Annotated in this window: 13 protein-coding genes; 10 read left to right on the forward strand and 3 right to left on the reverse strand. The window is 44.2% G+C overall.

Annotated features, from left to right (window positions below; translation table 11 throughout):
* Window positions 1–52: 52 nt before the first annotated feature.
* From J7W08_RS10445 to J7W08_RS10480, 8 genes are all read left to right on the forward strand, one after another.
* Complete coding sequence (locus J7W08_RS10445; protein WP_233084395.1) at window positions 53–235, forward strand: hypothetical protein; 183 nt, start codon at window positions 53–55, stop codon at window positions 233–235.
* Window positions 236–296: 61 nt separating this feature from the next.
* Window positions 297–1,178 (forward strand): methylenetetrahydrofolate reductase, encoded by an 882-nt coding sequence (locus J7W08_RS10450; RefSeq protein WP_233084396.1) that lies wholly within the window; start codon window positions 297–299, stop codon window positions 1,176–1,178.
* A 54-nt stretch (window positions 1,179–1,232) separates the two neighbouring features.
* Window positions 1,233–2,480, forward strand: coding sequence for a phosphomethylpyrimidine synthase ThiC (gene thiC / locus J7W08_RS10455; RefSeq protein ID WP_233084397.1), 1,248 nt, complete (start codon window positions 1,233–1,235; stop codon window positions 2,478–2,480).
* Between the two features lies 1 nt (window position 2,481).
* Window positions 2,482–3,258, forward strand: a complete 777-nt coding sequence (gene cofE / locus J7W08_RS10460) for a coenzyme F420-0:L-glutamate ligase (RefSeq protein WP_233084398.1) — start codon at window positions 2,482–2,484, stop codon at window positions 3,256–3,258.
* Window positions 3,259–3,409: 151 nt separating this feature from the next.
* Window positions 3,410–3,679 carry a thioredoxin family protein gene (locus tag J7W08_RS10465; protein WP_233084399.1) on the forward strand — a complete coding sequence of 90 codons (270 nt, stop codon included), beginning with the start codon at window positions 3,410–3,412 and terminating at the stop codon, window positions 3,677–3,679.
* 136 nt (window positions 3,680–3,815) lie between these two features.
* On the forward strand, window positions 3,816–4,811 hold the full coding sequence (locus J7W08_RS10470; protein WP_233085767.1) for an MBL fold metallo-hydrolase: 996 nt from the start codon (window positions 3,816–3,818) through the stop codon (window positions 4,809–4,811).
* 108 nt (window positions 4,812–4,919) lie between these two features.
* Window positions 4,920–5,309 carry an EMC6-like membrane protein gene (locus tag J7W08_RS10475; RefSeq protein ID WP_233084400.1) on the forward strand — a complete coding sequence of 130 codons (390 nt, stop codon included), beginning with the start codon at window positions 4,920–4,922 and terminating at the stop codon, window positions 5,307–5,309.
* 114 nt (window positions 5,310–5,423) lie between these two features.
* On the forward strand, window positions 5,424–7,190 hold the full coding sequence (locus J7W08_RS10480; RefSeq protein WP_048193433.1) for a ribosome biogenesis/translation initiation ATPase RLI: 1,767 nt from the start codon (window positions 5,424–5,426) through the stop codon (window positions 7,188–7,190).
* Window positions 7,191–7,248: 58 nt separating this feature from the next.
* Here J7W08_RS10480 and J7W08_RS10485 read toward each other — a convergent pair whose 3' ends face one another.
* Together J7W08_RS10485 and J7W08_RS10490 are read right to left on the reverse strand one after the other, a co-directional pair.
* Entirely contained in the window at window positions 7,249–7,533 is a 285-nt protein-coding gene (locus J7W08_RS10485; protein ID WP_233084401.1) for a hypothetical protein, read from the reverse strand.
* Between the two features lie 96 nt (window positions 7,534–7,629).
* Window positions 7,630–9,402, reverse strand: a complete 1,773-nt coding sequence (locus J7W08_RS10490; RefSeq protein ID WP_233084402.1) for a COG1361 family protein — start codon at window positions 9,400–9,402, stop codon at window positions 7,630–7,632.
* Window positions 9,403–9,530: 128 nt separating this feature from the next.
* On the opposite strand from J7W08_RS10490, the gene hisF reads away from it, so the two are divergent.
* Window positions 9,531–10,352: an imidazole glycerol phosphate synthase subunit HisF gene (hisF, locus tag J7W08_RS10495; protein WP_233084403.1), complete on the forward strand. Its 822-nt coding sequence runs from the start codon at window positions 9,531–9,533 to the stop codon at window positions 10,350–10,352.
* 38 nt (window positions 10,353–10,390) lie between these two features.
* Window positions 10,391–10,678: a MazG nucleotide pyrophosphohydrolase domain-containing protein gene (locus tag J7W08_RS10500; protein WP_233084404.1), complete on the forward strand. Its 288-nt coding sequence runs from the start codon at window positions 10,391–10,393 to the stop codon at window positions 10,676–10,678.
* A 111-nt stretch (window positions 10,679–10,789) separates the two neighbouring features.
* Here the strand turns inward: J7W08_RS10500 and J7W08_RS10505 are convergent, their stop codons facing one another.
* Window positions 10,790–15,793 carry an MA0829/MM1976 family S-layer protein gene (locus J7W08_RS10505; RefSeq protein WP_233084405.1) on the reverse strand — a complete coding sequence of 1,668 codons (5,004 nt, stop codon included), beginning with the start codon at window positions 15,791–15,793 and terminating at the stop codon, window positions 10,790–10,792.
* Window positions 15,794–16,046 lie beyond the last annotated feature (253 nt).

A 16,046-nucleotide genomic window follows, 5' to 3' on the forward strand; every position in this document is an offset into this window, starting at 1 on the left:
ATTGGATTTATGGACAAAAGAAAAATCATCTATTTCACTCATGGAGAATTGTATGGACCTGAAAACAATGAACAAACTTTCACGCATTATTGCCATCATTGCAATTGTTGTTGCTTTCTATAACTTTTATCTTTCGTGGACTAAAGATGAGTCCAGTCCACTCCTTTTCTGGACAGTTATAGTTCTTGTCCTTCTCTCCGCGATCATTCATGAGTTCATCAAAAGGAATAGTTGAACCCTGACCTTCCCCACTGTCGCGATGCATTTAAAAACCAAACCTACATATTTACCCCACGATGCTATCAACTTTCAACGATGCGCTCAATTCAGACCGCTTCATTGTGACCGCAGAGGTGGCACCTCCGAAGGGCACCGATATCTCAGCGGTACTTGAGGATGCAGACCTTATCAGGGGATGGGTGGATGCTATCAATATCACTGACAACCAGCGTGCGGTAATGCGCATGAGCCCGGTAGCCGTAGGTAAATTATTGATGGATGCCGGTCATGAGGTGATAGTGCAGTTCACCTGCCGTGATCGCAACCGTCTGGCATTGCAGTCCGACATCTTGGCGGCATCGGCCCTTGGTATCAGTAATCTTTGCGTGATGACAGGGGATTATCCTACCAAAGGCGACCATGCGGGCGCAAAGCCGGTGTATGATCTTGATTCTGTACAGCTTCTCTCAGTTATTACTAAAATGATGGATGGATATGACATGGCAGGCAATGAGCTTGCAGGTGCTCCATCATTTACTGTGGGTGCGGTCTCCAATACGGATGCAGCACGCAGGATGCAGATGATAAAACTTCAGAAGAAGATCGATTCAGGTGCACAGTTCATACAGACACAGGCGGTCTATGATGTGGAAGGTTTTGTCGAGTTCATGGATTCGTTCTCTCACCCGGATGTGCCGGTAATAGCAGGGATCATCCCGCTGCGTTCAGCAGGAATGGCACGTTTCATGAATGCCAATATTCCCGGAATAAGGGTTGGTGATGAGATGATATCCCGCATGGAGGATGCCGAATACCCTGTTCAGGAAGGGCTTGAGATATCTGCTGAAAGTATCCGAGAGCTCCGGAAGATGTGCAGGGGAGTCCACCTGATGCCTATCGGTGGCAATTCCAATACTCAGAAACTGCTTGAGATGGCAGGAATTACCGCTTTACAATAATTTATACTGAATTTATAATTAATTTACAAAAACGACATTTAAGAGTAGAATAACATGAGATCCACACAGGTAGAATACGCAAAGAACGGCACGCTGACTCCGGAAATGGAACATGTGGCCAAAGTTGAGTCCATTGATGAGGAAACTGTACTGGCACGGGTTGCTGATGGAAGTCTTGTTGTGATGGTTCGCGAAGGCTGTCCGCCTGTTGCGATCGGCAAAGGGGCGACCACGAAGATCAACGTTAACCTCGGAACATCTTCAGCAAGCATTGATCCCGAAGCAGAGCTGGAAAAGGTAAAGATCGCAGAGAAATATGGTGCAGATACCATCACAGACCTTTCAATGGGTGGCGACATCTCTGCCATCAGGAAGATGGTCTTTGACAACACTACCCTTCCAATTACCACTGTGCCTGTCTATCAGGCCGTGGTGGAATGCGGCATGAAGGATGTTACGGGGGATGACGTGCTCTCCTATCTCAAAAAGCAGGTGGATGAAGGGGTAAGCTCTGTTGTTGTCCATTGTGTGGAAAAGCAGATGCTTGAGAAATTAAAAGGCACAGGCCGTATCATGGGAATGGTCTCAAAGGGCGGTTCCTTTACCAGTGTGCTGATGCTCAAGGATGGCTGCGAGAACCCGTATCTTGAGAACTTCGATGAGGTTCTTTCAATATTGAAAAAGAACGATGTTGTCCTCTCCCTGGGGAACACCATGCGAAGTGGTTGTGTTCATGACCTTTGTGACAGTCCGCAGATGATGGAGATCAAGACAAATGCAAAGCTTGCAAAGCAGGCAAATGAAGCAGGTGTACAGGTAATAATCGAAGGCATGGGCGGCCATGTGCAGGCAAATGACATTCCTGAGCACATCAAAGCGCACCGCTCCCTTTCCGAATTCCCGCTTTTCGTGGCAGGTCCACTGCCAACTGATGTCGGTATGGGATATGACCACATCTCCGGTGCCGTGGGTGCAAGTATCGCCAGCGGCAACGGTGCAGATTATCTTTGCTACATCACTCCTGCTGAACATCTTTCTCTTCCAACACCTGAACAGGTCAGGGAAGGGCTCATTGCTTTCAGAATCGCAGCGCACATTGGTGATTCAATGAAATACGGTCTGGACGAGAGGGACAAGCTCCTTGCTGACAGGCGTGCGAAGTTCGACTGGGACGGGCAGATGGAGCTTGCACTTGACCCTGATAAGCCAAAGGGAATGTGCCCGCAGACAGGTCCCTGTTCCATGTGCGGTGAATACTGCGCTATCAAGATAATGTCCGATTATTTATCCGGCGGTGTATGAATTGAGCTTTGACCTTCCTTCTATGCAGATCATTGGTGTACGCACTCCCCTGATCAAGCCCGGCGATGACATTGTGAATATGCTATGTGGATCACTCAACGAAAATGAGATCTTCCTGCGAGACGGGGATGTGCTGGTGCTGGCAGAGTCTGCGGTAGCCACAGCAGAAGGAAGAATGGTCGACCTTTCTACGGTCATTCCTAGCAAAGAGGCAGAGGAACTTGCAGGCAAGTATTGTGTGGATTCCCGGGAAATGGAACTTGTCCTGTGTGAATGCGATGATATCATCGGTGGCGTTCCGGGAGCAGCTCTTACTATCACAAAGGGAACCCTTTCCCCGAATGCAGGTATCGATGGCTCCAATGCCCCAGAGGGATATGTTGTCCTTCTGCCTGAGAACGCACAGAAGAGTGCAGCCAGGATCCGTGCCGGTATGGAGGAGTTCTGCTGCTGCCATCTCGGAGTGATAGTCGGGGACAGCCGTACGCAGCCCTTGCGCCTTGGGTGCGTGGGTATGGCACTGGGGACATCAGGCATCGTTCCTGTGGAAGATGCAAGAGGCTCAAAAGACCTGTTCGGAAAACCCCTTAACATCACACGCAAGGCGGTCGCGGACAATCTGGTCTCCGCTTCCCAGCTGTTGATGGGTGAAGCAGATGAATGTATTCCGTGCGTCCTGATACGTGGAGCACCTGTGAAGATGGTCAAGGGTTCGGAAGAAATGCCTATTTTCACTCCTGAGGAGTGTATGTATTACAGCAATATCAAGCAGAAATAAGTCGCTTGGTATTAATTCTTTCATATGGGGTATTAATTAATATTCTCTTTATTTGTTGCCGTAGACCAAAATTATTTATAGAATAACAACATGGTTTTGTGTGAAGCATACAATACCCTTTTTACTTTTACAAAACCAAAGGTGATTATCAATGAGCAATGTAGTAGTATTGGACTTTACCGCAACATGGTGCGGACCTTGCCAGATGCAGAAACCGATCCTTGAAGAGCTCGAAGGCGAGATGGGCGACAAGGTAGAATTCAAGATGGTGGATGTCGATCAGAACAATGCCCTTGCAGGCAAATACGGTATCAGTGCAGTTCCAACTCTTATCATTGAGAAGGATGGTGCTGAGGTCAAGCGTTTCACCGGTGTGACAAGTGCCGATGTACTTCGCTCAGAGCTTAACCAGCTCTTCTGAGCTTTTCCTTTTCCTCCACATATTCATTCCCTCTTTTCCCTTATTTTATTCTTTTTAAGTTCTTCATTCTGACAACATGTAAATACCTTGATACATATCCGGTAAACTGAGGTATCACTTGGACAGGCTGATAGATATGGGTGTTCTGGCATGCCGCCAGAAGAATTCGCGAGGAACTTTCAAGCCCCATCTTGCCGTAAGGTTCAGGTCAGAAGATGGGAAGGTTTGTACTTTTTCAGTTGATTCCACACGTGTCCCGAAAAAACAGCCTCAACCGGATGCTTATCTTATAACTCATGCTCATTCTGATCACCACGGGAAATCTGCCATGCTCTCTGAGCTTTCGGTCTGTACTGATAAGACTGCAGTAGCGCTTGAGATCCGGCACGATCGTAAGTTCAAAGGCAAGGTTGTTGACATGTGCGGGTCCATAGAGGTCAATGGCACAACTGTACGGACATATCCCACAGGGCATACTGCAGGAGCAGTTGCATTTTACTGGGTAAATGATGTCGGAACACGCATACTTGTCACAGGGGATGTGAAGGACCCTTCCGCATTGCCAAAATGTGATCTGCTGATCACCGAGGCAAATTACGGAGACCATTCCGACCCGTCATGTCACTTCGAGGATGACCTTGAGGGCTTCAGGAGTGCTCTGGATTCCGGTCCCCAGGTTGCCTTTGGAGCATACGCTTTTGGTAAGGCACAGCGAGCGGTGGAGCTTTTGCGTGAGATCGGCCATGATGGTCCTATTGCCATGGAAGAAAAATCCCTGATGCTTTCAAACAGGCTTCTGGACGAACCCGGGGAGCTTGTGGGATTGGGCGAGTTTGATGAAGATGTTGTTTGCATCGTGCCTCCGTGGGACCTGGGTAAGCTGCCCCGTAACATGGCCAAATATGTGATGACTGGCAGGCAGGACTATTATTATCCCTCCCTCCAGATAAGTGATCATCTGGACGCGAACGGACTTGTGGATATGGTCGAAAGGATCGATCCTGAAATGACTCTGGTATATCATCCGGGTGGAGATCGCCCCGGTAAATTTGCATCTCACCTGAACAGTATTGGGAGAGGAGCCGTTTGCCTTGAGGATGTTGACAACATTCTTGGCAATGACACCCTATAATTTGTAAATATGTAATTTTCGACGATTTTTGTGCTTCAGGAATAAACGTTTATATAGGTTCTGATGTTTATAACACCCAATCATATTTATCCCAGGAGAAGAAGCCAATTGAAAAAAGAAAGCAAAAAGAAGTCAGGTGGCACAAAGGATAATGCAGATCAGTCTGACGCTCCTGTCGTCTCAAAGCCTAAGATTATCAAGGAAAAGACACCTGAGGAACGTAAGGCAGCCCATGTAGAGGGTATAGTCAAGACCGCCATCGCTGCATTCATTGGTATGATCGCAGGATTTGGTGCCTTCTACAGGTTCGGTGCAGGCACTGAAACTCCCTGGTATGCGGCATTGGTTATCATTGCTGTACTGGCATATTATGCGCAGCGTGTTATCTATCCTGCTATCAAGATAGACACGAAGGAGTTCGGTCTCAAGGGCTGGTTCTACGTAGAATTCATCGTAATTGACTTCTGTCTTGTGACATGGACGCTGTTGTTGAACTGACACAGCCCATGATCCTGCTTTTTTTGTATTTACACAGCCATTTCAGCTCAGTTCAATTAGTTTGATTAATTTAATTAATTTATACACTTCATTAAATAACTTCAGTGATGTCCCATGCGAATTGCAATATTGAACAAGGATAGATGCCAGCCAAGGCGATGCAGCCACGAATGTGAAAAATACTGTCCGAGGGTCAGGACCGGCGATGAGACCATTGTCTTTGGAGACGACGGCAAGGCCATCATCTCCGAGGAACTCTGTGTAGGTTGCGGTATCTGTATCAACAAATGTCCTTTTGATGCTATTATGATAATCGGTCTGCCTGAAGCATTGACCGAACCGACCCACAGGTATGGTCCCAATGGATTTGCCCTGTATGGACTCCCCACGCCTCAGGTAGGTAGGGTTACCGGTATCCTCGGACCTAACGGTATCGGTAAAAGTACCTCCGTGCAGATACTTTCAGGAGCTGTTGTTCCTAACTTCGGTGGCGATAACAACGACTGGGATAAGGTTCTGGAACACTATTCCGGGACTGCTATGCATGATTATTTCAAGGATGTCATCGATGGCAAGATCAAGGTATCCCAGAAACCACAGTATGTGGATATGATCCCGAAGGCTTTCAATGGTAAGACCCGTGATCTACTGGAAGGTACTGATGAGCGCGGTGTACTGGATGAGCTTGTTGAAAGGCTCGATCTTGCTCCTATAATCAACCGCAATATCGGAGACCTCAGTGGTGGTGAACTGCAGAGAGTTGCCATTGCAGCCTGTGCCGCAAGGGATGCTGACTTCTACTTCTTTGATGAGATCAGTCCATATCTGGATATTTACCAGCGAATAAACTCTTCAAAGCTTATACAGGAACTTTCAGCCGAAAAGGCAGTTCTTGTTGTGGAGCACGATCTTGCTATACTGGATATGCTTTCGGATGTTGTTCAGGTAGCCTATGGTGTGCCTGGCGGGTACGGTGTAGTGACCCATCCAAAAGGTGTGCGTGTAGCTATCAATCAGTACCTTAAGGGTTTCCTTCCTGAAGAGAACGTCCGTATCCGTCCGGATGCCATTACTTTCGAGGTCCACCCTCCGCGTGTGGAAACAGACATTGCCTCACTTGTGGATTACAGTGCATTCTCCAAGAAATACGGTGATACCTTCTCACTGGAGACAGATGCCGGCTCCCTTAAACAGGGAGAAGTTATCGGTATCGTAGGTCCGAATGGTATTGGTAAATCCACCTTTGTCCAGATTCTTGCAGGGGAGATCGAGCCTGATGAGGGCGAGATGGACATTGATGTTTCCATCTCCTACAAGCCACAGTATATCAAAGGTGAAGACACGATGCAGGTGCAGATGTTCCTCAGGAGCATTACCCGCAGGTTCGATACAAGTTACTATCAGGCAGAAGTTGTCAAGCCACTCCAGCTTGAACCTCTCTTTGAGAAAATGCTCAATGATCTCAGTGGTGGTGAGTTGCAGAGGGTGGCCATTGCTGCATGTCTCTCAAGGGATGCTGACCTGTACATCCTTGACGAGCCAAGTGCACACCTTGATGTGGAACAGCGTTCCCTTGCCACAAAGGCCATCAAGAGATTTGCTGAGAACAACGGTAAGACCGCTCTGGTTGTAGACCATGACATCTACATGATCGACATGCTCAGCGAAAGGCTGATCGTATTTGAAGGTGAGCCTGCTGTTTACGGTAAGGCACATCGTCCATCGAGCATGCAGGATGGTATGAACAAGTTCCTTTCAGACCTTAATATTACATTCAGAAGGGATGAGGATACAGCACGTCCAAGGGTGAACAAACAGGGTTCCCGTCTGGACAGGGAACAGAAAGCACAGGGTGAATATTACTACAGGCTGGATGAGTGAAAGCTCATCCTATTATTTTATTAACCTTTTATTTCAGTCTTTTATTTTCATTAATTTCTTATTTTATCGATCTCTTGTTCTTTGAAAGGTACCACGTAAGGAACTCTGTATAGAGTATGATCCCTATGATACTGGACCAGACGAAAAGCAACAGGTGATAGTTGTTGATGGGAACAAGTCCTCCGGCAAGCCTTGCATGTTCATATGCCAGAAATGAGTTTGCAGTTTCAGGCATGGCAACAATGGTGACCAAAGGGACTAAAAGCAGGACGATGGCTGCCATTAAAGAAGAGTAGTTGACAAGCAGATACAGCACAATAGCGGCGAACAGTGCGAATACCAATACTGCTGTGCCTATTCCAACAATGTCCGTTCCAGATCCTCCTTTAGTTTCTGATAAATTTTATGTTATGCGCTTACTGCAACCTTTTACAGCTATTCAATGCGACCTGCGTATATAAAAATATGCAATAAGCGGGACTATGGAAAGAACACCTGCTATCGTGGCAAATGCGGATAACAGGAAGCTGGCATGTCCTCCTCTTGAGAGGGGCTCATACTCGTTTTTGATGTTCTCACTTTCCATGTTCATTTCAGCTGGTTCAAGTGAGTAAACATAAAGCTTCTCAACGTTCGATCTGAATGTGCCCTGAATATCATCTTCATCGGTGTAGTAAACCATTGCAGGTGGCAGGTCTATGATGCCTTCTTCCTGTGCAAGCATCGTATAGGTGAGACGTTTTTTATCTCCTGCTTCAAGTGAGCCTTCCCAGCTTTTCTCTCCGCTAATAAATTTGAATCCTGCGGGAATGTCATCCGTTAAAGAGACTTCAACATCGATCAAGCCGATATTTGTGATAGTTACTGTTACGTCTACCTCTTCTCCTATGTAAATATCACTGAGGCTAACATCTTTTTCGATCTCCAGTAATGCTCCTTCAACATCGATGGTCACTGCAGCGCCATCCGATACAACGCCATAAGTTTCCCCTTGCGAGTACCAGCTTGCAATTGCAGGTTCCAGTTCATATGTCCCGGCGACTGTAGGCAATGCCTTGTATCGTATATTCTCTGATCTTCCGGCACCAATGAATACTGTCCAGTCCGCTGATTCAATTCTTATGGGCATGAAAGTTGAAGGTATCGGATCATGTATGTTAACTTCATGTCCAATACTTGCATTGTTGTAGAGCACCATCTCGACGATGATCTTTCTTTTAGTTTTGTCCTCTTCTGTCAGAAGATTGGTATCAATTGTTTTTTCAATAGAGATGTACGGTTTCACAATGGTCTGTGCTGTGGTGGAATTTTTGTAGTTGTTTCCCCTGTAGTCATAACCGTCAACGTTCACATCGATCACTATGTTCTCTTTTTCCGGTGTTTCGGGTAATGTGAGATTGACGGGTATCTTGTGGATCTTCAATGTATCAAGCATTGCAAGCTCGTAGCTTACCGGATCAAGTTGTCCGTCACTGGCAGATGCAGTGATGGTTAGACCCCTTGCAGGGATCGTTCCTGTGTTCTTCAGGTATATCTCAAAAGAAGCAGGTATGTTCGGGGAATACTGAGCTCCAAGGGCGTTGATCTCTATTTTGAAGTCCGGTTCGCCAGGCTGGTATGGCTGTAAATTTATCTCCTTTCTGTCCCTGTCGATGTATCTGACCCTTAATAATATGTCATCGGAATACTTTTTGTAGGCATTTGTTTCGTACTCATCAACATACTTTTTTCCATCAATTGTAACTTCTATTGTGGCAATGGTATCGCTAACATTGAGCAATTTGATGATGGCATTGTCTACCTGTGCCGTATCTTCGACTGCAAGTTTCCGGCTCTCAGTCGGTATCCATACAAGTTCGTATTCATGAAGGTACAGTTCGAGAGTAACCTTTGTTCTGTCAATTGAAAGTGTTCTTACCGTGAGGTCCTTGTCATAGACGAACTCATTATTAAGCGAATCATCTGCAAAGAAGCTCTTCTGAAATTCCCCGTTGACATATAGAAGTAATGTAGCGGAAAAACCGTCTTCCTCTTCATTGATCTCGTGGAGCTTGACGGTGTATTTTTCTGCGGGTGCTCTGTCTCCTGTTGCAAGATCAAAGACCCCCTGATGCACCCAGATCTCCTCATACTGGAATTCATCTGCAGCGGAGGATATGCCTGTTAAAAAAAGGACTATCAGGATTGCAAGAGCAATACGCTTTAAATACATTAGCCGTTTTTTATGTGGCTCATAGCGTTTAAATATGCCGTTCAGAGTGACGATGGTTACAGGTCCTTTTGAACATATACTCTCATCCTTCAACAACATTTAATTAGAGGACATTCATTACCTAAACTATGCTTACAAAGAGGATTATCCCGTGTCTTGATGTCACCCTTGATTCAGAAGGTGGCACCGTTGTCAAAGGTGTTGAGTTTGTAGATCTCAAAAAAGCCGGCGATCCTGTGGACCTTGCTAAACGCTATAATGAGCAGGGTGCGGATGAACTTGTTTTCCTTGACATTACAGCATCCCATGAAGGACGCTCAACAATGATAGATGTGATCGAGCGTACTGCTAACGAGGTCTTCATCCCCCTGACAGTTGGTGGGGGGATAAATTCTGTTGAGGATGTCAGGCAGATACTGCGTGCAGGTGCAGATAAGGTATCCATCAACACTTCTGCGGTGAAGAACCCTCAGCTTATCAAAGAGGCTTCTGATATATTTGGTTCCCAGTGTATTGTGACAGCTATCGACTGCAAACGCAATCCGGATGTTGAGAACAATCAGGACAAAACAGTTCTCGAGCTTGAGGACGGAACTCCTGTATGGTATGAAGTTGTGATCTATGGTGGTCGCAAACCCACAGGCCTTGATGCTGTCCAGTGGGCGAAGAAGGTAGAAGAGCTTGGTTCCGGCGAGATCTTGCTGACAAGTATGGACCGCGACGGCACTTATGATGGTTTTGATATCCCGATCACAAGAAAGCTTTCAGAAGAGCTGGAGATCCCTATCATTGCTTCCGGCGGCGTCGGGAAACCTGAGCACATGTATGGAGGTTTCATTGATGGTAAGGCCGATGCCGGACTTGCTGCCAGTATCTTCCACTTTGGGGAGTTCACTGTGCGTGATGTGAAAGAAGCACTGAGGAAAAAGGACATACCTGTCAGGCTTTGATCGCATTTTATCCTGATAACATTTAAGGAGCTGACAATATGGAGATATCAGAATTCCAGAAACTGATGTATGACCTGTACGCACACAATGATAAACGCAGAGGAGCTGCTGCCACCACTCTCTGGCTGGTCGAGGAGATCGGGGAACTGGCAGAGGCAGTTCGCAGGGAGGACATGGAGAACCTGAGGGAAGAGCTTGCAGATTGTTTTGCCTGGATAGGCGCTCTGGCAAACCTCTTTGATATCAATCTAGAGGAAGCATTCCTGGAAAAGTATCCGCTTGTATGTCCTACATGCGGGAAGAACCCATGCATTTGTACTGACTGATCTTTGAGATGGAGTCTTTTGGTTCCATCCAGTTTTTATTTCTACGGATTTGTTCAAAAAGTCTCATTATAGCTTAAAGATCTAAAAAATAAAGAAGATAAAGGAAGAATCTCAGTTCTTCCTTTTCCGGAACAGACAGACAAATTCCAAAATAAACACAGATGCGAGCATAGTAAATCCTGGGATACCTTTTGATTCACTTGCAGGAAGCTCTTCTCCTGAGGGTTCAGTGCTATTAACAGTACTGAGTTGCTCTTCTGCTGAGGTGGTATTGCCTGTTAAAGCTTCAGAATGCATGTCCGCTGCAATAGCAAATGGTGAGAATCCGGGGGTTTTCGCCTCAAAGTAAATGTATGCTCCATCTTCATCGACCTTGGTTGTGGAAAGCTGGTTCCATTCCTCCTCACTATAATGGTATAATGAAATACCGGATACGTCAATACTATTTTCTGAGAGCCATTGCTTACTTACCCTGAAGCCTATTACAGCATCTTCTATCTTATCATCACCAAATGCAGCATTACCGACCCAGATGTTCATGTTCTGATATACGATGCCCGGAGCCTGTGAATCTACAAGCTTTGAAGTATCTTTTAAGACCTCAATAAGTGTGCTGATCTGACCTGCATTGTCTACTCCCTTAAACTGAACATAACCGATGTGGCATTTTTCTTCATTGAATTCGTATCTGGATAACTTTCCTGCAACCACATTAGAAGCTGCAGCATCTTTCACAAGAATGTTCTCAAAAGCTTCACCGGTAGCACCGCCACCACCACCGCTACTAGTGGATTTGCTACCAGGGGATTTATTCTCGTCAATATCAGTAATTTTCAACGCAGTTGACACTTCTTCAGACCATGCACCATCGTTATCCTGTACACTGAAGTAAATGGTGTGTGTACCGACTGAAAGACTGGACGTGCTGAAATTAGCAGAAGTGTTCAACTGACCGTCAAGACTGGAAGTCCAGTTGTAGGCTACAATTGTACCATCTGAATCTGTTCCGGATCCATTGAATATTACTGTCACACCTTCAGGGCTTCCACCCATTGCAATCGAGCCAATTGTTGCAATAGGCGCTACGTTTGGTTTTACATAGGTGGATTCTGTAAATGGATAAAATCTTAAATTTGAACTATTGTCTGCAATTCTCAATGCAATATTTTCTGTTAGATACAAGCTTTTGCCACTTGATAAGTATAGATATCCAGATAATTCCATTGTTATCGTTTGGTCATCAACAGAAGAAACGGCTAACCTTCCAAATCTGTCATCCACATTAATTTCTATAACTTCTTCAGACAATTGCCAGACACCATCAATAATTATGAAATTGCCTGACTGATTAACCTCATCTACATGGAGCATCAATGTAAGAATATCACTCTCATTTAGCATATCCTGCTCGTAATACCATGTCTTATCTGACGTATTTGCATTAATAATTGTGTCATCAACGAACGTACCATTCCTGGTCAACTCGAGCCAGACATTTTCACCATTAACATCGATTTCCTTTGGAGTGACCACATACCCTTCTCCGAGATTTAGTGAATCACCAATTCCGATTATATTAATGCTATTATCATCGATTATAAGTTTGGTAAGGATAGATGCATTGGTGATTGGAACATACTCTTCACCCAAAAATCCAATCTTTTCATATGTAAAATCCATTAATGGATCAGATTCCATCCTGAAGTCGAATTGTGGTTGAATGCCCGGGACTATGGTAGTATTATAGATAAGCTCTCCTATATCAGCATCTAGCATTCTATCCATGTTATCTACTCCGTGAACAGTCAGCACTTCGGATGTAGCATTATTATCAAGATCATACCAGAAGCCAGCAAATGAATTTGCATTCCATGTATAAGTTTTATCTGAAGACGGTGAATCAATAACTGTTCCACGTACTTCATAGATACCTGATTCAGTTTGCTTCTTCTTTAAGTAGAACCTCAATGAAGGATCGTCTGCAACCTGTAATTCAAAGTTATCCATTAAATTATTAGTACTGCCGGCATCCAGAACTATATCCTCATCAAGTTCCATTGTGAGTGCAGTATCATTGACAGAAGACACAACCATCTGACCGTATTTATCATCTGCATTAATTTCTGTTACCTGGTCAGATATCTGCCAGATATCGTCCAAAATTACACAAGGATCATCCTGCCCATATACTGTACTCACATGGATCATCAAGGTAACAACATCCTCCTCACCAGACATGTCCTGCATGCAATACCAGGTCCTGTCTGACGTAGGTTGACTAAAGCTTGCATTAATAATAGTGTCATCCACGAACGTCCCATTCTTGGTCAACTCGAGCCAGACCTTTTCACCATCAACATCAATCTGCCTTGGAGTGATTGCATATCCCTCTTGAAGTTCAAGTAACTGCCCGGTTCTTAAGGTATGCGCATCGTCGTTGTCCGCAAGCAGTTTTGTAAGCTTATCTGGTGTATTATTCAATGGAACATACTCTTCACCAAATAATATCAACAATGGATACTCACTAGAATAACCCATGAATTCGACTTCTTGGATTGTTGTTGTATAGACAAGACCTCCTTGTCCAATTGTCCTGTCTGAGACAAATGATCCGCCGTAAATTCTCAAAGTTTCTGTTGATATATTATCATCAATATCATAGTAGAATCCAGGGAAATCTACTGCAGACAGTTCTAAGAAATCCGTATCTTGTTGACCAATAATATCATCAAGGTCAGTGCCGCTAAACACGGGGCTCCTGAGTTCATGCATTTCTTCAACGATTTGTCCATTTGAAATTAGATGTTCTGATAATGCATCAAAGAACACTGGGGTATAGATTCCGTGGTTTACATAAAAAGCCTGGATTATCTCGTTGATATGTGGAGTTCCATCGCTCAAGTCGCCGTTGTCATCATCGACTATCAATATAGCTTCAAGAAATTCCTGGAAGTTCTGAGGTTCGAGCTTCATGGCTCTGATTATCAGTTCGTCTGCAAGTTCAGCACCCAGAGCCACCCTCATATCCCACATGGCACCTGATACTATAAGGCCATCATAATGAACCTCTCCCATGATATCAGAAGGATATTTATTGTTGTTATTGAGATTTGTGATGCCTTCTGTGTCACCAACACAGAATTCTTCTGAGTTAATGGGATCATTGTTGATCGTAGACCCAAAATAATCCGCCCATCCTTCATTGAGGGCACCCGATTCATCCCTATAAGGCAGATATGTTGTATAGATATGATCGACAACGCAGTGTGTGTACTCATGGTATATAACATCGCTAAGGATGGCGAAAGACTCATAGTATTCGTTCCCTCCATAGAAATATATGTCCGTCCCATCTGACATTGCATTCCCACTAGATGACCCATACTCCACGGTTGCAATGGTCTGGTAGTCCATGGAATTTATGTCAAAGGGGCTGCCTTTTGTGAAGTAGTCGTGGATCACATTGACATGGTAGAAAACATTTGACTCCTCTCTCTTGTCGGATGTATCCATATCAGCCCAGTTCCAGTCATATATTGGTGCGGTCAGATCAAATTCAATGGAGGCATCTTCCTGATCCTCGTTGACAACCTTCACATAGGGACCACTAAGCTCTGAATATATGGTTGCGTTCTCGCTCAGGTCCGTGATGTTGTAATATCCATTTTTGTCAGTTGTTGTTAAGGGGGAGGATAATGTCTCAGCTTGAACACTGAATCCACTTAGGTTCCAGTTCCCATTTAAATCCTCAAGATCATCTGAGAATACCATTCCACTATCACTGGTCACTGTAATGTTGTCTGCATAAAATCCGTTTTTAGAAACACCAAGATCAGTATCATACAAGAATCCGATCCATGCCTGTTTCCCATCCCAGTCTGATATGTCTATGGATTTATCTGTCCATGAGGTCTGATATCCTGTATAATTTGCAAGATTGGTGAAATTATTTCCATCTTCTGAAATGATCACATATGCATAATCATAATTGTATTCAATCTCATACTTTGTGCTGAAATTAAGTTTGGAATTGACTGCACCGGTAAGGTCAATGGGTTCAATTGTTATTGCAGAATTTTCCAGGTAGTCTCCACGCCCTGAATAGAGCACCCTCTTCGGATCTCCAATGATTAATGATATTGTCTGGTTCCAGAAAGGCACATCAACTGGATCCTGCGAGGGGTATTCCTGATATATCCTTCCTGTTACGTTGCCTTCAATGCTGTATGAAAAGATCTTATCATATTTGTGTAATACATTTCCGGTGGTTGCATCTACAAAATATGTCCATGATCTTAAAGGCTCTTTAATGGTAGACAGATCGACCATATACACAAGATGGTACTTATTGGCATCTTCTATCTCCACCGGATAGATTACCAGTGATATGTCCTTTGTTTTGATAGTTTTTGTCTGTGGGGTGGACTTTCCGGACATTTCACTGAGCGAGGTCGAACTCAATGGTATGGAAGGACCTGTGACCTCGATCCCGAGATCATCACTTATTATGGAAAGTGCTTCAGCCTCGGTAATTGTGGGTTTTGTTGGTGCTGTTATGTCCTGAAAATTGTTTGAATCCACAGCTACGACCTTCCCATCATTAACTGTGATTCCCACTCTTGAGGAGTATACAGGAATTCCCTCATATGACTGCTGATATACGATATTGCTAATTCCGTTCTTTCTTTCATATAGGGATGTGTCATGATCTTCTTTTACTAACTCGATCTCAGAGGAGGCAAGACCGAATATCTGTTCGTTTTCAACAATGAAGTTCCTGACCAAAGATTCTGTAATCTGTTCAGTTTGAATAAAAGATGTAGGTGAGAATTGATCATTTTCCTGATCTGATGGAAGAAGTTCTATGCTGCCTCCGATCATTCTATTTGGCAGGTTTGAGTCTTTGTCTGTTGAAACTAGCCAATTTTCACCGTATTTTGCATTAAATAGTTCTTCCTTGCTGGAAGTAGATTGATCATTTATAAGATAATTAGTAACGACTTCATCCTGTGAAGTGTATAGTTTATCACCGTCAGTATCGTAATGGTATTGCTGCAGGGTATCAAATTCAGAATTGTTATTTTCATCAGCAATTGCATTTGTAGATAATATCACTATAAATAATAATACTAATAATATTTTATTCATGTCCTGACATTTCAAGTTATATTATTTAACTATATACATAATTACAGGGGCATGTTAATTTTTGACAAAGTAGGGGCTTGTTGGATAACCCTTTGAGCATTTATCTGTATTTTTCAGTAATTCCCTGATTCTGCAGAAATTTTTGTGAATAAATGAGTGAGATTTTCTCACTTTTTCTTCTTTTGCCACGTTGAATCATGCTTATATATGTTCAGCTGTT

Origin of the sequence: Methanococcoides orientis (genome assembly GCF_021184045.1) — an archaeon.
GTDB classification, from domain to species: domain Archaea; phylum Halobacteriota; class Methanosarcinia; order Methanosarcinales; family Methanosarcinaceae; genus Methanococcoides; species Methanococcoides orientis.

Excerpts from the sequence above, each read along its gene's own strand:
- J7W08_RS10445 (WP_233084395.1), top strand. The coding sequence starts at position 53 with ATGGACCTGAAAACAATGAACAAACTTTCACGCATTATTGCCATCATT.
- J7W08_RS10450 (WP_233084396.1), top strand. The coding sequence starts at position 297 with ATGCTATCAACTTTCAACGATGCGCTCAATTCAGACCGCTTCATTGTG.
- thiC (WP_233084397.1), top strand. The coding sequence starts at position 1,233 with ATGAGATCCACACAGGTAGAATACGCAAAGAACGGCACGCTGACTCCG.
- J7W08_RS10465 (WP_233084399.1), top strand. The coding sequence starts at position 3,410 with ATGAGCAATGTAGTAGTATTGGACTTTACCGCAACATGGTGCGGACCT.
- J7W08_RS10470 (WP_233085767.1), top strand. The coding sequence starts at position 3,816 with ATGGGTGTTCTGGCATGCCGCCAGAAGAATTCGCGAGGAACTTTCAAG.
- J7W08_RS10480 (WP_048193433.1), top strand. The coding sequence starts at position 5,424 with ATGCGAATTGCAATATTGAACAAGGATAGATGCCAGCCAAGGCGATGC.
- J7W08_RS10490 (WP_233084402.1), bottom strand. The coding sequence starts at position 9,402 with ATGTATTTAAAGCGTATTGCTCTTGCAATCCTGATAGTCCTTTTTTTA.
- hisF (WP_233084403.1), top strand. The coding sequence starts at position 9,531 with ATGCTTACAAAGAGGATTATCCCGTGTCTTGATGTCACCCTTGATTCA.
- J7W08_RS10500 (WP_233084404.1), top strand. The coding sequence starts at position 10,391 with ATGGAGATATCAGAATTCCAGAAACTGATGTATGACCTGTACGCACAC.